The following is a 21,402-nucleotide window of genomic DNA, read 5'->3' on the forward strand; positions in this document are numbered from 1 at the left end:
ATAGCCCCTCCCTGCTACGCGGCTCTTCTTACTATGCAACTCTCTCTACTGCACACACGCTTCCTCCAGCATACTTCCTCCACTACACAAAACCTTCACCAACTACACAAACTTCTCTCCACCACGCAAACCCTCCTTCACTAAAACCCCTCTCCATTGCAGCCGACCAAACTGGCTTGCACTGAAAAATCATCGCCCTACCATCAACTAAGAATCCACACAAGAACCTTCGTCACACCAACTCCTCCGTTAGCACACAGTTTCTCCCCACCATGCAGTCCTCTTCCTTGCACACGCAGACTTCCTCCACCACACAAAACCTCACCAACTACACAAAGCCTCCCCCTGCTACAATGAACATTCTCACCATACGTAGTTCTCTCCTCACCACACAAACCTTTTCACCACATAGATCTCATCAGCCACAAGCCTTTCCGCTACTACACCGTTCCTCCTGGTCATGTGGTCTTTCTCACTATGCCATGCAGTCCTCCTCCCAAGCACGCACAATCCTCCACCGCTACACACAAAGCTTCCCCTCGCCACGCATAACTCTTTTCATTAAAACCTCTCACCACTGCAGCCAACCAAACTGGCTGCACCAAAAATCACTATCCCACCATCAACCAAGAATTTACAATAAGCTTTTAAAAACAGAACTTAGTGTTAAAATGTATGAGAAATTGCACACAAACCCACAGTCAACAAAAACACCCACAACCAATAGAACAAAGATTTTCAGAATGTCATACATCAAAAACAGATGTCTTACGATCATTCCGTTATTGCGGCTTTAGGAGCCATCGGCACAATTTCAACACGCGACACTGTTGTTTTAACATCGCTCCCTTCTTCCCCACTTACTTGCAGAGGCAAAACTTTTGCTAAAAGCGAGAAAAAAGACACCGGATTATTAATCGCATGATATTCAAGATAAGACACCAAGCCATCACGACCATAGTGATCTCCTGCTTGCGTAGCAGCTGCCAAAAGAGCATCTTTGAGCAACTTTGTATTTTTATTCAATGAGCCTTTAGGCCGTCCTCTTCCACGTACAGGCACAGACTGTTCGTTCACCACGCTAACATTCCTTTACCGACTATAAACAAATCTATTGCAGTCCCTCATAAATCTTAATACAAGCCATTCACTCATCTACTGACGTAAAAAGCTCGAAGCCCAACACTAATCAAAAATCAGTAAACATTCTAAAAGATTGGCTTGTTTTTTAAGAAAACTCCGTTGTTTCCCAAAAGAAGGACTCTATCACCTCTCACAACAAGGGTTTCCCACAACAAAGAATGGGCACCACCCAATCATAAAGAAAGGCCCCTCTTATTTTTCATGTTCCCAACAACATATCGTATCAATAACACGCCCCACCAATAATATCACAAAGAAATGACCATATAAAAAACAACCCTCCCCTCTCAAAGCATCTTACGCCCAAAGATATGAAAAACCATTTCAATCATTCCTCCTCATTAATTTCGCCACTACCAATAATCTCCCCCATAAATCCACAGGAGATACACCCAAATGACAAGCAAACAACACTCTCATCAGGGGCAAAACCATTAACACATCATAGAAAAATTTAAGAAAATCGTAATCTCAATTACACGTAAAGTCGTGAGTAAAAACCACTCAAATGACAAGAAAATAACACCCCCTCACAGCGAAAACTACCAACCCATCACAGAAAAACTTAAGAAAACTGTAAGCTCAACCACACATAAAGTCGGGAGCAAAAATCCCACTCAAATAGCCAGAAAAGAGCAAAACTTAGTCACAAAAAATGACATGCAAATTACAAAAACACGACTAAATCTGAAACAACGAAAAAACTCTAAACACACCACGCATAAGGCCCCAGGCACAATCCCCTAAAACCTCTCCATCTCACCTGGCTCAAACATCTTCAAAAAACTCTTAACTTATTCAGAAAAACCCTCACCCAAGTGGCAATTGATTGGCCAAGCAACTCATTCTTCGCAACTTACCCCTCACGACTACCTCTTAAGCCCCTTCTCACAAGAAAGGCACAAATCTATCGGGTACCCTCACATCGTCAACACCCACACCCCTACGGTCTTAAATACTTCCACGCCACCGATAGCTTCTACACTCTCGATAGCTTCATATTATCGACATTTCACCGACACTTGTCATAAAACCACCATGTCTCATGAAATCTTGCCTACATTACCGCTACAATCACAGCGCACAAACTAACCTCCTACGCGGTAGACAACACGGCAGGTACCATCCCTACGAAAACCTTATTTTCAAGCATTTATGGATGAGAGATACAATTGTGATTATGCTATAATGGTATCAGTTTACGTTCACCTTGTCAACTCTCATTAACTTTTTTCTCTTTTGGTTCTAAGCACTTGTGAGCTAACCCGTAATGGGAGAAAAAGTCAAACGATCACCTGTTTTTGTAATAGCAACTGTTGTTTCATCACCAATAGCCCCAAGCAAAATATCTTCAGCCAAAGGATCTTGAATTTCCTTTTGAATAATGCGCTTTAAAGGCCGTGCTCCATAAAGCGGGTCATAACCCTTATTGGCTAAAAATTCTTTCGCTTCCTGTTCGATCTGCACTGTAATTTTGCGCTCACCAAGTAAATTTTGTAAATGTTTGATCTGAATATCAACAATCGCTTCCATATCTTTGCGCTGTAATCTCTCAAAGAGAATAATCTCATCGACTCGGTTTAAAAATTCTGGCCGGAACGCTGCTTTAACAATACGCATAACATCATCTCTAGCCGCATCGGTTGTTTGCCCTTCAGGTAAAGCCGTTAAAATATCAGCCCCAAGATTAGAAGTCATAATGAGCAAAGTATTACGAAAATCAACTGTCCGTCCTTGGCTATCGGTTAAACGCCCTTCATCAAGCACTTGCAACAAGAGATTAAAAATATCAGGATGTGCTTTTTCAATTTCGTCAAAAAGAATAACCTGATAGGGTCTACGTCTCACAGCTTCTGTCAGCACACCACCTTCCTCATATCCAACATATCCAGGGGGCGCACCAATCAGCCGTGCACCAGCATGTTTTTCCATATATTCAGACATATCAATACGCAGCATTGCGTTAGAATCTTGAAAGAGAAAAGCCGCAAGTGCCTTTGTCAATTCGGTTTTTCCAACACCCGTTGGTCCTAAGAACATAAAAGACCCAATAGGCCGGTTGGGATCTTGTAATCCAGCACGGGCACGACGCACAGCACGGGCCACAGCCTGAACAGCATCTGCTTGTCCCACAACACGTTGGCTGATCTCATCTTCCATACGTAACAACCGCTCACGTTCTGCCTCAAGCATCCGATCAACAGGAACCCCTGTCCAGCGTGAAACAATTTGTGCCACATGTTCAACCATCACAATTTCTTCAATCAAATTATTGCGTTGCTCATCATTTTCAGCAGCGCTTAGCTGTTTTTCAAGATCAGGAATCACACTATAGGCTAATTCTCCAGCCTGTTGAAACTGCCCATTGCGCTGTGCAATAGCCAAAGCATTTCGCGCTTCTTCGAGCCTTTTTTTCAAATCAGCAGCATGCCCCAATTTTTGTTTTTCAGCCTGCCAAACCTGCGTCATTTCAGAAGACTGTTTTTCCAATGTATCGAGTTCGGCTTGCACCGTTTGTAAACGCTCTTTTGCTGTGGGATCAACTTCCGTTTTCAAAGCTTCTCGTTCAATCTTTAACTGCAAAATTCGCCGATCAATATGATCAAGCTCTTCTGGCTTGGAATCAACCTGCATACGCAACCGCGCCGCAGCCTCATCAATAAGGTCAATTGCCTTATCGGGTAAAAAGCGATCAGTAATATACCGGTTTGAAAGGCGTGCAGCAGCAATCAAAGCACTATCAGCCAAGCGCACTTTGTGGTGTTGCTCGTATTTTTCTTTAATCCCGCGTAAAATAGAGATCGTATCATCAAGTGTGGGTTCAGGCACAAAAACAGGCTGAAAACGGCGTGCTAAAGCAGCATCCTTTTCCACATATTTGCGATATTCCTCAAGCGTGGTTGCCCCAATACAATGGAGCTCACCCCGTGCTAAAGCAGGTTTAAGCAAATTGGAAGCATCCATAGGTCCGTCAGATTTCCCAGCACCAACAAGATTATGCAATTCATCAATAAACAAAATGATCTGCCCATTTTCAGCTTGCACATCTGCTAAAACGGCCTTCAAACGTTCCTCAAATTCACCACGATATTTTGCTCCCGCAATAAGCGCCCCCATATCAAGCGCATAAAGATGTTTATCACGCAACGTCTCAGGAACATCTCCATTAACAATACGCAATGCCAAACCTTCAACAATTGCAGTTTTTCCAACACCAGGTTCCCCAATAAGAACAGGATTATTTTTAGTCCGGCGTGATAAAACTTGAATAGCCCGACGAATTTCTTCTTCCCGACCAATAACAGGGTCAAGTTTCCCTTCACGTGCATCTTTTGTCAAATCGCGTGCATATTTTTCCAAAGCGTCATACTGACTTTCAGCATGCGGGCTTGTCGCTGTTTTTCCCTTTCGCATTGCATTAATTGCATGATTAAGAGCCTGTGGTGTCACCCCTGCATTTGATAAAATATCGGCAGTTTTAGCTGTTTTCTCCATAACAAGCGCTTGCAACACACGTTCCACAGTCACAAACTGATCACCAGCTTTTTGCGCCAGATCCTCAGCTATTTTTAAGACTTTCGCCAAAGGTTGCGACATATAGAGCTGGCCATTTCCACCCTGCACTTTAGGCAAAGCATTAAGCGCATCTTTAAGTGCGTCTTTAAGCGCAGGCAAATCACCCCCAGCTTTTTGGATCAAAGAAATAGCCAAACCTTGACTATCCTCTAATAGCGCTTTCAACAAGTGCTCAGGCATAAATTGTTGGTGATCAGAAGCAAGAGCACTGCCTTGTGCTGTTTGTAGAAACATTTGCAGCTGTTCGCTATATTTGTCCACGTTCATTGTTTTCCCTTCTCTTGCACTCTCACATGTCTACCCTTGAAGACACCCATTTAAAAGAATCTCTTTAAGGTCACACTCCAATTATTCATACGATAAAATTAATAATCACCGAACAATCACCCACTGTAACAAATGAATATACTGTAACCAAATTGTCACACCTTTATATGGGTTCTCACAATAATCATGGCAAGAGGGAAATGTGCTAATCATGGCAAAAGGCGGGCAAATAATAAGTATAACAAAAAGAGAGTAAGAAACAGCGTTATTAAAAACATAGTGATACGCATAAGAAGTGCAATTTTCTTAGGTTTTTTTACACTTTTTACATTTCTTTTATTCCGCTATGCTTCTTTATGCCACCACATTTCTTTATTTCACAACGCTTCTTTTAATTTATTCTATTTTTATTTTATTCAATGTTTACTCTATTCCACTTTTACGCTATTTTATTTTATCCTAATCCATCACTTACTTCCATTATAGTGATGTAACTACTCCATTAACAGCGTAACTTTTTTGCCCATCTTTTATTCTTCTTCATCTGTATTGTGTGGCGGTGGCGGTAAAATATAAGCACCTGAAAGCCACCGATTTAAATCAATTGCCCGACACCGTGACGAACAGAAAGGATAAGAATCGCGCTGTGACATTTTCCCGCATTCTGGACAAGGGCGTGATGGGCGCCGTGGTGTTGATTGCTCCTGCATTGTCTCTCCTTTTTATACATTTCCCTTCCCCTTATACATCATCCCCCTTCTTTTCACCCCTTCAAATTCATCCTCCCTCTCTCATCCACAGCCCCTTCCCACAACTTTACCCTCAACACCATTTCCACTCGCACTAAACCTCACATACCGCACTCTTAACACTCCTCTCCAAAACACCCTCTTCACCCTACAACGCCTCCTCCTCACACCATATACACTCACCACCGTCCTCTTTACGCCCTTCACCAATACAGCCAACCTTACCCCCAACACTCTCCAGCTTTACCATCCTCTACACTTTTCCCCTGCATTACCCCACACAGCACTCACACTTAACACCATACTCTTCTCAACACCTCCTTAACACATACATCATTCCCTTCCAGATCCCCCCTCTCAAACCAAAGCCCCCCGCATCTTCTCCCCAACATCCGCCCACACCAACACCCAACGCAATCAACCTGCCCCACAAAGCACACTCTCCATCCCTATCAAACACATTCCCAGCTCTCTCCCGCTTCTTTTCCTAAAAGCCACCAACACGTACACCATACATCTCTAACTCCTCCTCACCTATAACCATTTCCAGCCCTCATGGCCTTCAATCCCCATCCTCTTACACTTTCCACTACCCTCAACACCTCTCCCACTCATGCTGACCCTAACAGCACCTAAAACCCGTACCCTTTAAAAATACAGCCCATTTTCCCTCAACTCATCCCTCCAAATCCACCTTCGTAAACTAAAATCCCCGACATCTTTTCCCTAACATTTACCCACATCAATACCAATGCAACCAACCTCCTGCTCCACAGAGCACACTCTCCACCTTTCCCAGATTTCTCTTGCCTTTTCCTTCAACGCTCCTAACACACCACACATCTCTAGTGCTCCCCCATCTTTTATCCACAGACCCTTCCTACAACTTTGCCTTCACCACCATTTCCATTCGCACTAACCTCACATACCGCACTTTTAACGCTTTTCTCCCAAATACTCTCTTCAACCTACAACCTCCTCCTCACATCACCATACACACTCACCACCGTCCTTTTTACACCCTCCACCAATGCAGCCAACCTTGCCTCCAGCACTCTCCAGCTTCACCATCCTCCACACTTTTCCCCTGCACTACCCCACACAGCACACTCTCCACCACTCCCAGCTCTCTTCTGCCTTTTCCTTCAACGCTCCTAACACACCACACATCTCTAGTGTTCCCCCATCTTTTATCCACAGACCCTTCCTACAACTTTGCTTTCACCACCATTTCCATTCGCATTGACCTCACATACTGCACTCTTAACACTTCTCTCCCAAACATTCCTTCACCCTACAACCTCCTCCTCATACCCCAACTCAACGCCCCTCCTTTCAACACTCTCATTCACTCATCATTTCCCCTCCATATCCCCCCTTTCAAACCAAAACTCCCGGCATCTTCTCCCCAATATTCACCCACAACAATACCAATGTAACCAACCTGTCCCCAACCAACTGTCGCTTGCTTCCCACGCACCTCCTAAATTCATAAAAAGCACTTCCATCTTCTCACGCCCTCTCCTGTCTTTTTCTCCAAAGCTCCGAACACATCATACATCTCTAGTGCTCCTCCTCTCATCTACAGTCCTCTCCGGCCTTCAACACCTTCCCACAACCTCTACCCTCAGCACTCTCTTGGCTGCCTACCCCACACAGCACTCATACTCAACGCCCCTCCTTTCAACACTCTCATTCACTCATCATTTCCCCTCCATATCCCCCTTTTCAAACCAAAACCCCCGGCATCTTCTCCCCAATATTGACCCACACCAATACCAATGCAACCAACCTGTTCCCAACCAACTGTTGCTTGCTTCCCACGCACCTCCTAAATTCACAAAAAGTACTTCCATCCTCTCACACCCTCTCCTTCATTACCCTCAACACCTCCCCACAACTTTGCCCCCAACACTCTTCTGATCGCACTACCCCACACAAGCATCAATGTTTCTCTCCCATCCTCTTTTTCGCCCTACAACATCTCCCCCCATATCACACACCTCTAGTTCTCCCTCACTCACACGCCTCCCTCTTCCCTTTATTCCCACACCTCTCTTCCCTTTCACGTGCACCTCTCTTCACCACTCAACACCCTTCCCCGCCTACACTATCTTCCTTCTTTACGCCATCTAAGCAGCACCTTAGTCCCCATTTTCAAGGTATATTTTAAGCCCACTTAGAGAGAACAGGATAGTGATAAGCTGTTAAGAGATCCATTGTTTGAGCCAATGGTAAACCAACCACATTGGAATAAGAACCAGAAATATTGGTAACAAAAGCCCCAGCTTTGCCTTGAATAGCATAACCACCAGCTTTTCCCTCCCATTCCCGGCAAGCTAAATAAGCCTCAATCATTGAAGGGCTCAAATACCGAAAACGAATACAACTTTTGACTAATTGAACAGTTTTGCTCCCACATTCACTCACAACACAAACAGCACTATATACGTTGTGAGAACGCCCAGACAGAAAGTGCAAACATTCATAAGCTTCCTTTTTCCCACTGGGTTTAGGAAGAATAACATGTCCAACAGCAACAACAGTATCAGCAGCCAAAATCAAACATTTTTTCGACGATACAACGTATTCGTTATTATGATCAGAGCATAACAGACTTTCATAAACTTTGAGTGCTTTTTCACATGCTAAGCGCTTAGCCAAATGAGCGGGATGCTCTTTTGGTTTTGGCGTTTCATCAATCATAGCCGCATAAATTTGGCTTGGATTAACACCAATTTGCGCCAAAAGTGCTAAACGACGCGGCGAAGCAGAAGCAAGTACCAAATCGATTTCCATAATGAAAACCCCTTTGAGATTGCGTTAAAACGCATCACCTGACTTTAACTTTACTTTGACACTCTTTCTTCCGCAAACTTTCCCTGCAAAAGGAGCCTTTTAGAGCACCAGACTTTTTTTGGAACCACCAAATCTTACTGTGTGACACGTTATGCACACCCTCACTTTACTTGTAGCTCGCTTTACTCCCATCAACAACTTGGAATTTTTTTAAACGCATGCACCAAATTGTTTTGAAGTTTCTGTATTTTTGAACAACTTTACGAACTTTTATGAAACAGTGAGAAAATTGTAAGAAAACAGCCCCACCTCTGTATTTCTTATTTATAGCGATATGTAATACGCCCTTTTGTCAAATCATAAGGTGTCATTTCAACCATAATCTTATCACCAGCCAACACACGAATACGGTTTTTACGCATTCTTCCAGCGGTATGAGCAATAATTTCGTGATCATTTTCTAGTTTTACGCGAAACATTGCATTAGGCAAGAGTTCGGTTACAACACCAGAAAATTCCAAAACTTCTTCTTTGGACATAAATAAATGGCTTTCTTTATAATGAATTAATTAGATTTTATTTTATCGACTTTATTTTTATTTTTCTGACTTTATAATGCATAATAATATAAATTTATTGATTGTTTATACATCGCAAATTATTAGAGGGTACTCATATCGTATTTTTACGGTTTTGTGAACAGGGATTTAACAAAGAATGAGATTTTCCTTTGCATTTATTAACAGTCATGTTTGATTTAAGGTTTTCTCGCCTGTTTTGATTAAAAGCTTCGATTTTTAAAATCTCATTTTTTTCCCTTTTTCAGCCTCATTTTGCAAATTCTATTTTCTAACTCCTCCTCATACCCCAGTTCTCAACGCCTCTCCTTCCCCCCTCCTCTTGCACATTATTTGTTCTCCAAATCCACCCTTGCAAACCCATCCTCTCCAACAAAAGCCTCTTAGCACACTACACAACGCCCAGCATCTTTCCCTCCTCATCCCAACTTTCTCTCCCACAACTTTCCCCAACACACCTCTACAACACAACGAACATAACCCTTCATCATCCAGCATTCATCACACACCTCTATTCCTCTTCTCATCCACAGATCCTTTCCTCGCAACTTTCTCTCCTGATCCTCCTCTTTCCAAGCATTCCACCACACCAACGCAACCAACCTGTCCCCACAAACGCTCGCTTTCTTCTCCCACACCCCCCTAAACCTACCTAAAAAACATCCCCACACTCCCCCATCATAACCTTGCCCCATTATCTCTATTTCTTTTTTGCAAAATACGATCCGAGATGAGTCAATTAAAGAAAAATAGTTGACGCTTATTATTCGACTTTGCAAAAATTAACTTTGCAAAAAAATAGAAAACTTTTAGAATGGTGAGTTTTAAAAAAGCAAGAAAGTGAATTTCTTTGACAAAACATAAAGTCAAGCAACAAACAAAGGATGTGAAATGGCCAAACACGCATTTGACGTCGCGCTTTTAATGGGCAGCCAATCAGATTGGCAAACAATGCGCCATAGCGCGGATATTTTAACACAGCTTGGCATTTCTCATGTCTCACAGATTATTTCTGCCCACCGCACCCCTGATCGGCTCTATCGCTTTGCGAAAGGGGCAAAAGCGGCAGGCTTTAAAATTTTGATAGCAGGTGCTGGGGGTGCAGCACATCTTCCCGGCATGCTTGCAGCTTTAACTCCATTGCCTGTTTTTGGAGTTCCTGTGCAATCACGCGTGTTATCTGGTCAAGATTCTTTACTTTCCATAGTGCAAATGCCTGCAGGCATACCAGTTGGCACATTAGCAATAGGCAAAGCAGGTGCTATTAATGCAGCGCTTTTATCAGCAGCAGTAATGGCTGTTTATGATGAAAACCTTGCGAAGCGTCTTGAAGAATGGCGAAAACAACAAACAGAAAATATTGCTGAGTACCCTATAAATGAGGTTTTAGATGCTTCATCCTCCTGAGAGTTTACAACCGGGAAGTATGATTGGTCTTATTGGTGGGGGGCAATTAGCCCGCATGTTAGCGATAGCAGCAGCAGAACTTGGTTATCGCACAGTTGTTCTTTGTCCTGAAGCACATTGCCCAGCAGCGCAAACAGCCAATCATCATATCATTGCTCCTTACGATGATGAAGTCGCACTAGATCGTCTGATTGAAATGTGTGATGTTGTCACATATGAATTTGAAAATCTTCCTCTCCAAACGGCTCACTATATTGAAAAAGAAAAGCGCCTTTATCCATCATCTAAAACTTTGGAAATTGCGCAAGACCGAGTTCTTGAAAAAACTTTTTTGAATGAGAAAGGTATTCTCACAGCCTCATGGTACGCAGTTCATAATCGTGCTTCTTTAGTTTCAGGGCTATCTGCATTGGGTGGACATGGCATTTTGAAAACAAGGCGCTTTGGCTATGATGGCAAAAACCAGGTTGTTCTTCATCATCCTAGTGAACAAATCATTGACGCAGCTTTAAGCTCTCTTCATTATCAGCCTTCAATTTTAGAAGAAATTGTACCCTTTTCATCGGAAATTTCAGTCCTCTCATCGCGTTCATCCCAGGGAGCTTCTGCCTCTTATGACTGTCCTGAAAATCAGCACAAAAATGGTATTCTTCACAAAACATTTGTTCCATCAAAAGTTTCGCATGCCGTACAAGAAGCCGCACAAGAGATAAGCTCCATGGTTATGCGCACTCTTGATTACGTTGGTGTCTTGTGCATTGAATTTTTTGTTTTAGCAGATGATCGTTTTCTTGTGAATGAATTTGCTCCTCGTGTACACAACTCTGGTCATTGGACGCAAAAAGCATGCACAACCTCACAGTTTGAACAGCATATTCGCGCCATTTGTGGCCTTCCTTTAGGTGACACATACCGCCATAGTAATTGTGAAATGACCAACCTTCTTGGCCATAATTTGGATGACTTTAAACATTTCCTCACGCAAGAACACACATCCGTGCATCTATATGGTAAAAACTCTGTGCAACCGGAACGCAAGATGGGCCATGTCATCCAGTTAACAGGACCAGCCACTCCTTCTCCTCACCTCCCATAATCTACCCATCTTCTCCCCCCACGCCCCACATTCCTCCCTTCTCCCACGCACACTCCCACCTCTCATCCTCTTCCCCAATACACCCTTCTCACTCCTACCAACCCCACACCACACTGCGGCCAGTACCCCTCTATCGACACAGCGAACAAGTCCTCCCACTAGCACATCCCAGGCTTTCCTCACCCCCCACATACCATTTCCCCTCCAGATCCACCTGCTCAAACCAAAATCACCAGCATCTTCGCCTCAACATTCCCTCACATTGATGCATTCACAACTTCTCTCATCAACGTTTGTTTGTTTCCCACATACCTCCTAAACTCACTTTTTCCACCAACGTACTCAACATTCCTCAAAGTTTCACTGTTTTCACTACCCACGCCCCATATCCTCCCCTCTCCCACGCACACTCCCACCTCTCATCTCTCCCCCAATATACCCTTCTCACTCCTACCAACCCCACACCACACTGCGGCCAGTGCCCCTCTATCGACACAGCGAACAAGTCCTCCCACCAGCACATCCCAGGCTTTCCTCACCCCCCACATACCATTTCCCCTCCAGATCCACCTGCTCAAACCAAAATCACCAGCATCTTCGCCTCAACATTCCCTCACATTGATGCATTCACAACTTCTCTCATCAACGTTTGTTTGTTTCCCACATACCTCCTAAACTCACTTTTTCCACCAACGTACTCAACATTCCCCAAAGTTTCACTTTCTTCACTACCTACACCTCATACCCTACTCCTCCCATGCGCACTCCCCCCTCCTTACCTAACATCCTATTTCACAACCTATAATCTTTTCCACTCCCATTAGCACCCCCACACACCACACCGTAGCACACATCCCCTACCAATCCAGCACACCCCATCCATCACCTGCCCTCAATCTCTTCTCACCACTCGCACACTATTCCCACTCCAGATCCACCTTCTCAGACCAAAGCCCCCAACATCTTCTCCAGCATTTCCCCTATACCAATAACAGCCAGCATACTCCTACCAACGCATTCAAGCACTCCTTACCCTCCACACATCACCACCTCCACCACGCCTCATATCCTATCTCTCCCACGCACATTCTCCTCTCTCTACCTAACATCTTACTTTCATAATCTACACCTCTTCTCACTCACACTAACCCCACAGAATACCCATCAATTTGTCCCCCAACTATACCCACAACCCACGCCCTCTCTACTGAACCAGCACAAACTCCCCCATCAGCATCCCCAATTGTCCCTCAAGCCCTCTTCTTCCAACACCCCCGTACCCGTATCATGCCCCTCCAGATCCGCTCTCTCAAACCGAAATCCCCAGTCCTCCCTCTATATCAATGCACTCACAACTTCTCTCACCAATGCTTACTTACTGCTCACGTACTTTTTTCCTCATTTTATCAAATTCTTCTTCCCAACAACCCCTACCTACCTCCCATGTGCACTCCCCTCTCATCCCCCATCCTCTCCCCTAATATTCTTCCCACTCACATTAGCCCCACACCATACCGCAGCCCACACCTCTACCCTTCTACCAACCCAACACAAATTCCCTTATCAACATCCCCAATTCACTCTTAACCTCCCCTCACTCGTCCCTAAGCTCTCCTTGCTTTCACACCCTACACCCACCTCCCTTACCCAACAATTCATTCAATGCCCTTTTCTTTTTCTCAATTCCACAACGAACGCTTAGTTGACAAAACTAAGACACCCTGCTAAAAATTTTATTTTTCTTCTTATTCATTAGCAATGAGTGGTGTTATCTCTTTGAGAAAAGCGCGGTGCTTTTTAAAGTAGTGATGAGAGGAACTATGTGATGATACCAAAAGAGTATCATATCATGAGTATGCGTTATAAACGGTGATTATTATGAAAATTAAAAATTCGCTCAAAGCACTCAAAACACGTCATCGCCACAATCGGTTGGTGCGCCGCAAAGGTCGTATTTACATCCTTAATAAAACCAATCCACGGTTTAGAGCACGTCAAGGTTAATGATGGTGTGGCCTGCTGTTTTTTGTGGGCACTTTGTTTTTTGAAGCTCTCAAAGCTCTTTTTTATAACATATTTTTGATGATACATTTTCTTCCTCTGTATTTCAAGACTTTGAAAAAACAGATATTTATTTTAGTCTGTGTTAGTATTCTTTTTTTGCTTTTTCACGGTAATGGATATATCTCTCCATTCGCATTCGCCTCATCCACTCCTGTTTTATCTTCATCTCCTCCACCCCCGTCTTCTCTCACTGCATCCTCTCTCTCATCATCTTTTTTCACTGCATCTCTACCCACTCCACTGCTACCCACACTATCTCTACTCACTGCGTTTTCACCATCACCGCCTTTACTTTCACCTTCTTCATCCTCATTTACTCTACTTGTTTCTGCTGCATCTTCCCCATCTTCACCATTTGAAGAGCCTTCTCCTCAATCGCTCTTACCGTTGGATGATCTCATCCCGAATCAACCATCAACAACACCTCATGAACCAGATGCGGCTAAAACTCTTTTAGAAGATAAAGAATCGCCGTACCACAGCCATGCTCACCGAACTAAACAGCGTAAAGAAAAAGAGATCGTACGCTTACTGAAAGAATTAAAATACTGTGCCAATGCAAGGGAAGCCAAAACTATAAGTCAGCAAATTCAACGGTTATGGTCGCAATCTGGCAGTGAAACGATTGATCTTTTGATGACATGGGCTGAACAAGGCATTAGTGCAGAAAATTATGGCCTTGCTTTGGATTATCTTGATACAGCGATTGCACTTTCCCCCACCTATGCTGAAGCCTGGAGCAGGCGTGCGTGGATACACATTCAATTAAGCGACTTCAAACTAGCAATGCTAGACCTTCATCACGCCCTCCAACTTGAACCTCGTAATTATATTGCGTTTTTTGAGCTTGGAATCGTCATGGAAGCTACACAAAGACCAGAGCTTGCTATCAAAGCCTATGAAACAGCTTTGACATTTTATCCACAAATGCAACAAGTCCAGAACCGCATCGATACGCTTTTAAGCAAAAAATTCGATCAAAATATTTGAATTTTTATCATTTGAAAAAATCATAAAACAATTTTTATCTAGTAGAAATCATTAAACTATCCTATAATAAGGGATGGTGTTCTGCGCTTCTCGACAGGAAATAACATATTCCTGAGACCTTATTGATTCCCAAGGGAGCTGTCCCTGAAAAGGCTTGTGGGCTTTTTCACACGGCGCCCACCTAGTAGCCTAGGTCCTCGGAATCAAACTTTTCCATCGGTTGTTGTGGTTCACCACTTTCCCTTCCTTGAGTACCCTTTCCTCTGTTCTTGTGTGCAACTTAGCCTTTCTCACCATCAACAGCTTTACACCGCTTTCAATATCTCCACACACACTCAAATTTCCTATCCCTCTTGCACTAACCACACATCGCACATTCCCTTATCCAACAACCTTTTCCTCAAAACTCGCATACCTCCTTGCCATTCACACGGGCTTCATCCCTCCACCAATGTAACTCATCTTGCTCCCCAAACACCCCCTTCACCTTACAACGTCTTCTCTTCATACCACATACACACTCATCCCTCTTCTCATCCTCAGTTCTCTCCCTGCCTCTTCCTTCAACACCCTTCCCCTACTACACACCCATCATACCCTTCACCCCTTTTCGCCCACACCAACATCGCACTACATCCATAATCCACATCTCTTCCACCAACGTGGACCTTAACTTCCCTAACTCATCCCTTCTCACCTCCTAGCCATCTTCTCTCCAGAGCATCCTACATACCACAGCGCAACCCAATCTTTGCCCTCAAACACCACCAATATCCGTCCTTCCACCCCCCGGTACCCTTCCACTAGTATCCTATACACCGGTGCAACCAATGTGGCTCCCATAAACTCCTGCCTGCTCTTACGCATCCCCAACTCTCTCCCATCTCTTCCTCCAACACCCTTCCACAACATAACGAACCCAGTCCTCCATTACCCAGCATTCACCGCACACCTCTAGTTTCCACTTCTCATCCACGGCCCCCCACAACCTTGCCCTCAACCCTCTCCCAAATTTCATTGCCTCCTCAAAACACTCCCCCGAGCTTTCCTTTCCAAAACCTCCCCCACCATGAGAAAAAGCCCCTCATAATGCACAAAACGCACGCGTTCTCTTCCTCTCTTCTCACAGACTCATGCTCATAAACCAACACTCTATCATCTACCCTTCACCCTTTTCTCGCTCGCACCAGTCTCGTCCCGCAGCCACAACTTGTATTCTCCACAAACGCAACTATCCCCTCTCCTCTCTCCCACGCATGTTCTCTTTTTTCCTTTCACACAACGCACACTCCCCCTTTACCCAACACCCTTTCCTCACAACTCGCACACCCTTGCTTGCTACTCACATGAGCCTCACCCCTCTACCAACGGTAGCTCATTTTCCTCCCCAAAACACTTCCTTAAGCTTTTCTTTATTAAAACCTCTCTCAAAATCTCCCTTCATCTTACAGTGCCTTTTCCTCACACCACATACACTTCATCCTCCCTCATATACAGCGCCTTCCCTCCTCTTCTTTAATTCAACTCTCTGCCCCAATACCCATCATACCTTTCACCCTTTTCTCGCTCGTACCAACCTCGCCCACACCCACAACACTTTCACACACCAATGTTAAGCCAATATTCCCTCAAACAAGCGTATCCAAGTCTACCCCCCGCCCCCCTACTTGCTTTTCCTTTTACCCATCTGTCTCCATAACACCTTCCTTTTACCCATCCTTTCTTTTATATTGATTGAAATAATCAGCTCTTCCCTATCGAAACATTTTTCAAATATGATTGCTTTCTACTGATTGAAGAGATAATAAATTGAACAATGCCCACAACTTCCCAATATTCGCAGTCCATTTCGTCTGATCGATCACGTCTGCGTGCTCTTGGCATATCGCACCGTAATGCCCTTTGTGCACATAAGCGTACCACCTTTTCGCATCGTGCCTGTTCCCACATCGCACATTATCTTGAACAAACAGTGAAAGATTGTTCGCATATAATTCTTTCCGGCTATTGGCCAATCCACTCAGAAATAGACCCACGCTCTTTATTCGATTTTGTTTCATCGCGTGGGGGACATGTAGCACTACCCGCTATCATTGATGAAACAACAATGGTTTTCCGAACATTTGCACCAACAACACAGTTAGAACTCATGCGGTTTAATACATTTGGCCCCAGCGCAAACAATGCAGTTGTCACCCCTACTGTGATCATTGTACCGCTTTGTGCGTTTGACAACCAGTGTCACCGCCTTGGCTATGGTGCAGGCTACTACGATCGCGCCATCGAGCATCTTCAAAAACATGGGCACCGTGCGCATTTATGGGGTTTAGGCTTCTCATGTCAGGAAGTGGAATCTATTCCTGAAAGAAAACATGATCTTGTTTTGCAAAAAATTTTCACAGAAAAGGGTTTTATAGAACGCTAAATTATGCTTAAAACCCTTATGCGGTTTTTATTTTTAGGAGATATCGTAGGGACAATAGGCTACACTACTGTTTGTCACACACTCCCCCAACTTATTGAACATTGGCAGCTTGACTGTGTTGTTGTAAATGGTGAAAATGCTTCTCATGGCTTTGGTATCACACAAGATGTGTATCAAGATCTCTTAGCAGCAGGTGTTGACGTTGTTACCACAGGCAATCATGCTTTTCACCACAAAGAAACTTTGAAATTTGCCACTTATAGTGAGCGTTTTTTACGTCCTGCCAATTTTGCCCAAGGCACCCCTGGTAGAGGCTCTTGTTTCATAACAGCAAAAAACGGAGCACAAGTTCTTGTTGCCAATGTTTTGGGAAGCGTCTTTATGCCATGTACTGCCGATGACCCATTTGAAGCAGCTGAAAAGATTGTTTCCGCCTGCCCTTTGCATGAACAAGCAGATGCTATTATCTTTGACTTTCATGCAGAAGCCACAAGTGAAAAGCAATGTTTTGGTCATTTTCTTGACGGTCGCGTCAGCGTTATCGTAGGAACCCATACACATATCCCCACAGCGGATGCACAGATTTTAGAAGGAGGCAGCGCTTATTTATCGGATGCAGGAATGTGCGGAGATTATAACTCCTCTCTTGGCATGGATAAGGAAGAGCCTTTATATCGTTTTCTTTATAAGAAAAAACGGGGTCGTTACGAACCCGCTCAAGGCTCCGTAACACTTTGTGGATTTGCCGTTGAACTCTCAGATAGCACAGGCCTTGCACAACATGTTTCAGCTGTACGCTTAGGCCCCTGTTTAAAAAATGAGGTTCCAGATTTTTGGGAAGCTCTTCCCGATAATTTTCAGCTGTAAGACCACATTTTCCCCAACTCACCCCTTTTTCTCCCACGTGCCTTTCACTCTCTCCCACACAGCACCTTATTTCCTTCTCCCAAACTCATGCAACCTCCCAGACTCAAACCTCTTCCCAGATTCACCCGCAATAACACTTCCCCACAACCCGCATCTCTTCCCTCTCGCACTAGCCTTATGCGTCCTGCTTCCACATGTCATTTTAAAATTCCCCTTAAACGACCCCCAACTCATTCCTCTCACTCCCCCTGGCAGTCTTCCCCCAAACATACCTTATTCCCCCTAGTATATCGATCTCTTCACCCCTAACGCAACCTAATCTTACCCCTATCTTCCTTCCATCAATGAATCTATTTTTGCCCCTTTATCCTTCCTACTCCCCACCAGTCACCTAAAATTTCTCTCAAATGCCACCCAACACCCACCCTCTTTACCCCTCCAGCCACCTTTTTCCAGCTCATGCAATCCCGGCGCAACCAACTCTTCTCCCACGTGCCTCTCATTCTCTCCTACTCAGCCCCCAAATATCCTTTCCAAAAACCATTACCCACACCGACACACTCACACCTGTTTCTCCTTGCATTCACAAACCCTTCCTTACAGCTTTTCCTTCTCGCCTACAATGCCCCACAACAAACGCTCAACACTTCTCTCCCAACCCCCCTTACCCTACAACACCTCTCACACCCTTTACCGATGCAATCAGCATCCCCCAACATAGCGCACACTCAACATCCCTTCTACAATACTCCCCTTTATCCCCCACCCACACCCACCTTCTTTCCAGCATCGCGCACCCCGGTGTAATTAACTTGCCCTCACGTGCCTTTCACTTTCTCTCACACGGACCCCTCACCCCTTATCTCCCAAACTCATACAGTCTCCAGGACTCATTCCTTCCCAGATTCACCCCCAACAACACTTCCCCATAACCCGCATCATCTTTCCATTCACACTCGCCTCGCGCACCTTGCCCCCTACATGCTCTTTAAAATTCCTCTCAAACGCCATCCAACACCCATCCTCTTTACCCCCCAGCCGCCTTTTTCCAGCTCATGCAATCCCGGCGCAACCAACTCTTCTCCCACGTTCCTCTCACTCTCTCCTACTCAGCCCCTCACCCCTTATCTCCCAAACTCATATAGTCTCCAGGACTCATCCCTTCCCAGATTCACCCCCAACAACACTTCCCCATAACCCGCACTTCTTTCCGCTCGCACTCACCTCACACACCTTTCTTTCACATGCTCTTTTTAAAAATCCCCCGAAGAGGGGCTTCACCAAAGAAAAAATCCCCTCGAAAAAATGTCCAAAGAGGACATTATTTTAAGCTGTTATACGTTGAATATTGGCCCCACAATTGGACAATTTCTCTTCCAACCGTTCAAATCCACGATCGAGATGATAAACGCGACCTACAATTGTCTCTCCTTGTGCAGCAAGTGCAGCAATAACAAGAGAAACGGAAGCGCGTAAATCTGTTGCCATCACTTGTGCCCCTTGCAAATGGCTGGTCCCATGAACAATGGCTGTATTTCCATCGAGCGTAATCTGCGCACCCAACCGTACCAATTCTTGAACATGCATGAACCGATTCTCAAAAACGGTTTCAGTAATCCTCGCACACCCTTGAGCACAAACCATCAAAGCCATAAATTGTGCTTGAAGATCGGTTGGAAAAGCAGGAAAAGGAGCAGTTGTGATATCAACGGGCGTAATTTTTATTTGTTTATGATCGCGGATAACTTCAAAACCATCTGGTTTGTGTTCAATAGTGAGTCCCGTTTTTTGTAAAACTTTAAGCACTTCAATGAGATGATCAGGATTGGCATGTTTCAACAACACCTGTCCACCGGTCATTGCCACAGCCATTGCATAGGTTCCTGCCTCGATTCGATCAGCAATCACACCAACCCGTGCACCGTGCAATTTTTCAACCCCATGGATTGTAAGAGTTGAAGTACCTTCCCCGGTGATATTAGCTCCCATTGCTTTGAGTGCTTGAATAAGATTCGTCACTTCAGGTTCACAAGCTGCATTTTTAAGGACGGTTTCGCCCCGGGCCAGGGTAGCAGCCATCAGCATAATGTGCGTTCCCCCAACAGTGATTTTAGGAAATTGATACTGCGCACCTTTTAGTCCTTGAGGTGCTGTCGCATGGACATATCCCTTTTCGATGGTAATCTGTGCACCTAAACATTTGAGCCCATCGAGGATAAAATCAACCGGCCTTGTTCCAATAGCACATCCCCCAGGCAATGAAACACTTGCTTCCCGACACCGTGCAAGTAAAGGCCCGATAACCCAAAAGCTTGCACGCATTTTTGTCACAAGTTCATAAGGAGCACGCGTTGATGTAATTGTTTTTGCAGTAAAATGGATTGTTCTTGAATCGGCGCAATCTTTAGAAAGTTTTCGTCCTTCAACAGCATAACCGACACCATGATTATTCAAAATTCGGATCAAAAGCTCAACATCGCTCAAATGAGGAATATTATCTAAAATCAATGTTTCCTCGGTAAGCAACGCCGCAATCATCAAAGGCAAAGCAGCATTTTTAGCACCCGAAATAGGAATAACCCCCTGGAGGGTATTTCCTCCAATAATTTTAATCGAATCCATCGTATTTGTACTCTACCTTATTCCATCTTTTGAAATCTCTTCTCACAAAGCATCACTCTTAAGTGTCGTGATTCTTTGCTATGGTTTAGCACTCACTCATTAAAATCACACTGGTATATGAGTAAAAAACGGCATCACACTTCTTAGACCACACGCTCTTTTTCGCAAACTGAAAATTCTTTTGTGCACTCCTCTTGCGAGCGTTTTCGACTTTGTTCTTTTCGTCGTCTCAAATTGTCACGCAATTGCTTTGTCAGCCTTTGCTCACGTTGTTTTTTCTTATCATTTTGGGCATCTTTTGTTTGTGTATTCTGATTTTGATGTATCATAGCAATAACTTTTACAACCCTTGCAATAACTCTTATAGCCCTTTAGCTTTCACAAGCTTTTTGCTTTTATAAGCTTTTGGAAGAATAATATATTTTAAACCAAGAATTTCTTTTAAAAAACGTCTACGTCATGCCATAAGAAGAGTTTTCTTTCAAGAAGAGATAAATGCTCTCTTGCCTATTTTATGACAATATGGCACAAGGCACCGCAAAGACTGAAAAGTGCTGCGGTAGCTCAGTGGTAGAGCACTCCCTTGGTAAGGGAGAGGTCGAGAGTTCAATCCTCTCTCGCAGCACCATTTCACCGGCCATTCCCCTACCAACTATCTCCCACAAACCACCACCAAACCTCGCTTCTCCTCCCCGACCTCTTTTCCGCAGTACACCTTAAGCAACCGCCTCCCCCACCGACACAATACAATCTTCCACCCTCCCAACCCCTTCTCCATCAACACAATCTGCCTACGCCCCCCCTTCCACACTCTTCCTA

22 protein-coding genes, 1 tRNA gene, 1 other RNA gene and 1 pseudogene are annotated in these 21,402 nt (G+C 44.4%); 8 read left to right on the forward strand and 17 right to left on the reverse strand.

All coding sequences use genetic code 11. From position 1 onward, the window contains the following. Positions 1-203 precede the first annotated feature (203 nt). From BWD162_RS07725 to BWD162_RS06235, 12 genes are all read right to left on the reverse strand, one after another. Positions 204-395, reverse strand: coding sequence for a hypothetical protein (locus BWD162_RS07725; RefSeq protein WP_153301007.1), 192 nt, complete (start codon positions 393-395; stop codon positions 204-206). Positions 396-458: 63 nt separating this feature from the next. Next, the gene (locus BWD162_RS07730) at positions 459-605 is read right to left on the reverse strand and encodes a hypothetical protein (protein WP_153301008.1); all 147 of its coding nucleotides are present in this window, start codon (positions 603-605) and stop codon (positions 459-461) included. Positions 606-774: 169 nt separating this feature from the next. Beyond that, positions 775-1,080, reverse strand: coding sequence for a hypothetical protein (locus BWD162_RS06205; RefSeq protein WP_078705865.1), 306 nt, complete (start codon positions 1,078-1,080; stop codon positions 775-777). Between the two features lie 1,323 nt (positions 1,081-2,403). Continuing rightward, positions 2,404-4,986, reverse strand: a complete 2,583-nt coding sequence (gene clpB, locus BWD162_RS06210) for an ATP-dependent chaperone ClpB (RefSeq protein ID WP_078705866.1) — start codon at positions 4,984-4,986, stop codon at positions 2,404-2,406. 530 nt (positions 4,987-5,516) lie between these two features. Continuing rightward, a complete protein-coding gene (yacG, locus tag BWD162_RS06215) occupies positions 5,517-5,696 on the reverse strand; it encodes a DNA gyrase inhibitor YacG (RefSeq protein ID WP_078705867.1) in 180 nt (59 codons plus the stop codon). Positions 5,697-6,045: 349 nt separating this feature from the next. Next, positions 6,046-6,195, reverse strand: coding sequence for a hypothetical protein (locus BWD162_RS07735; protein WP_153301009.1), 150 nt, complete (start codon positions 6,193-6,195; stop codon positions 6,046-6,048). Positions 6,196-7,083: 888 nt separating this feature from the next. After that, the gene (locus BWD162_RS08085) at positions 7,084-7,215 is read right to left on the reverse strand and encodes a hypothetical protein (protein WP_257787959.1); all 132 of its coding nucleotides are present in this window, start codon (positions 7,213-7,215) and stop codon (positions 7,084-7,086) included. Between the two features lie 216 nt (positions 7,216-7,431). Next, positions 7,432-7,563: a hypothetical protein gene (locus tag BWD162_RS08090; protein ID WP_257787960.1), complete on the reverse strand. Its 132-nt coding sequence runs from the start codon at positions 7,561-7,563 to the stop codon at positions 7,432-7,434. A gap of 100 nt (positions 7,564-7,663) precedes the next feature. Then, on the reverse strand, positions 7,664-7,804 hold the full coding sequence (locus BWD162_RS07740; RefSeq protein WP_153301010.1) for a hypothetical protein: 141 nt from the start codon (positions 7,802-7,804) through the stop codon (positions 7,664-7,666). Positions 7,805-7,904: 100 nt separating this feature from the next. Beyond that, on the reverse strand, positions 7,905-8,534 hold the full coding sequence (locus BWD162_RS06225; protein ID WP_078705869.1) for a Maf family protein: 630 nt from the start codon (positions 8,532-8,534) through the stop codon (positions 7,905-7,907). 320 nt (positions 8,535-8,854) lie between these two features. Further along, entirely contained in the window at positions 8,855-9,073 is a 219-nt protein-coding gene (gene infA, locus BWD162_RS06230; protein ID WP_010702900.1) for a translation initiation factor IF-1, read from the reverse strand. A 458-nt stretch (positions 9,074-9,531) separates the two neighbouring features. Beyond that, positions 9,532-9,807 (reverse strand): hypothetical protein, encoded by a 276-nt coding sequence (locus BWD162_RS06235; protein ID WP_078705870.1) that lies wholly within the window; start codon positions 9,805-9,807, stop codon positions 9,532-9,534. A 196-nt stretch (positions 9,808-10,003) separates the two neighbouring features. Here BWD162_RS06235 and purE point away from each other — a divergent pair, with 196 nt between their 5' ends. Both purE and BWD162_RS06245 read left to right on the forward strand, forming a co-directional pair. Next, positions 10,004-10,519 carry a 5-(carboxyamino)imidazole ribonucleotide mutase gene (purE, locus tag BWD162_RS06240; RefSeq protein ID WP_078705871.1) on the forward strand — a complete coding sequence of 172 codons (516 nt, stop codon included), beginning with the start codon at positions 10,004-10,006 and terminating at the stop codon, positions 10,517-10,519. Further along, positions 10,503-11,615 carry a 5-(carboxyamino)imidazole ribonucleotide synthase gene (locus BWD162_RS06245; RefSeq protein ID WP_078705872.1) on the forward strand — a complete coding sequence of 371 codons (1,113 nt, stop codon included), beginning with the start codon at positions 10,503-10,505 and terminating at the stop codon, positions 11,613-11,615. Before purE ends, BWD162_RS06245 begins: the two co-directional genes overlap by 17 nt. A 419-nt stretch (positions 11,616-12,034) precedes the next feature. Here BWD162_RS06245 and BWD162_RS07745 read toward each other — a convergent pair whose 3' ends face one another. Then, positions 12,035-12,193 (reverse strand): hypothetical protein, encoded by a 159-nt coding sequence (locus BWD162_RS07745; protein ID WP_153301011.1) that lies wholly within the window; start codon positions 12,191-12,193, stop codon positions 12,035-12,037. Between the two features lie 1,300 nt (positions 12,194-13,493). Between BWD162_RS07745 and ykgO the strand changes: the two genes are divergently transcribed. Further along, on the forward strand, positions 13,494-13,619 hold the full coding sequence (gene ykgO, locus BWD162_RS06250) for a type B 50S ribosomal protein L36 (RefSeq protein ID WP_034990194.1): 126 nt from the start codon (positions 13,494-13,496) through the stop codon (positions 13,617-13,619). Between the two features lie 164 nt (positions 13,620-13,783). On the opposite strand, the gene BWD162_RS07810 is transcribed toward ykgO, so the two are convergent. Beyond that, positions 13,784-13,945: a hypothetical protein gene (locus BWD162_RS07810; protein ID WP_194284884.1), complete on the reverse strand. Its 162-nt coding sequence runs from the start codon at positions 13,943-13,945 to the stop codon at positions 13,784-13,786. 12 nt (positions 13,946-13,957) lie between these two features. Between BWD162_RS07810 and BWD162_RS06255 the strand changes: the two are divergent. The 4 genes and pseudogenes from BWD162_RS06255 to BWD162_RS06270 all read left to right on the forward strand — a co-directional run bounded on the left by BWD162_RS06255 (position 13,958) and on the right by BWD162_RS06270 (position 17,961). Further along, positions 13,958-14,669: pseudogene (locus tag BWD162_RS06255) on the forward strand (tetratricopeptide repeat protein). A 75-nt stretch (positions 14,670-14,744) separates the two neighbouring features. Continuing rightward, positions 14,745-14,905, forward strand: a non-coding RNA gene (gene ssrS, locus BWD162_RS06260) — 6S RNA. 1,580 nt (positions 14,906-16,485) lie between these two features. Beyond that, a complete protein-coding gene (locus tag BWD162_RS06265) occupies positions 16,486-17,094 on the forward strand; it encodes a 5-formyltetrahydrofolate cyclo-ligase (protein ID WP_078705873.1) in 609 nt (202 codons plus the stop codon). A gap of 3 nt (positions 17,095-17,097) precedes the next feature. After that, positions 17,098-17,961 (forward strand): TIGR00282 family metallophosphoesterase, encoded by an 864-nt coding sequence (locus tag BWD162_RS06270; RefSeq protein WP_078705874.1) that lies wholly within the window; start codon positions 17,098-17,100, stop codon positions 17,959-17,961. 350 nt (positions 17,962-18,311) lie between these two features. Here the strand turns inward: BWD162_RS06270 and BWD162_RS07750 are convergent, their stop codons facing one another. From BWD162_RS07750 to BWD162_RS06285, 3 genes are all read right to left on the reverse strand, one after another. Further along, entirely contained in the window at positions 18,312-18,464 is a 153-nt protein-coding gene (locus tag BWD162_RS07750) for a hypothetical protein (RefSeq protein ID WP_153301013.1), read from the reverse strand. Positions 18,465-19,287: 823 nt separating this feature from the next. After that, positions 19,288-20,583: a UDP-N-acetylglucosamine 1-carboxyvinyltransferase gene (murA, locus tag BWD162_RS06280; RefSeq protein WP_078705876.1), complete on the reverse strand. Its 1,296-nt coding sequence runs from the start codon at positions 20,581-20,583 to the stop codon at positions 19,288-19,290. A 143-nt stretch (positions 20,584-20,726) separates the two neighbouring features. Then, positions 20,727-20,912, reverse strand: a complete 186-nt coding sequence (locus BWD162_RS06285) for a hypothetical protein (RefSeq protein WP_194284858.1) — start codon at positions 20,910-20,912, stop codon at positions 20,727-20,729. Between the two features lie 224 nt (positions 20,913-21,136). Between BWD162_RS06285 and BWD162_RS06290 the strand changes: the two genes are divergently transcribed. After that, positions 21,137-21,211, forward strand: a tRNA-Thr gene (locus BWD162_RS06290). Positions 21,212-21,402: the final 191 nt, after the last annotated feature.

It is taken from the genome of Bartonella sp. WD16.2, from assembly GCF_002022505.1.
Lineage (GTDB): Bacteria > Pseudomonadota > Alphaproteobacteria > Rhizobiales > Rhizobiaceae > Bartonella.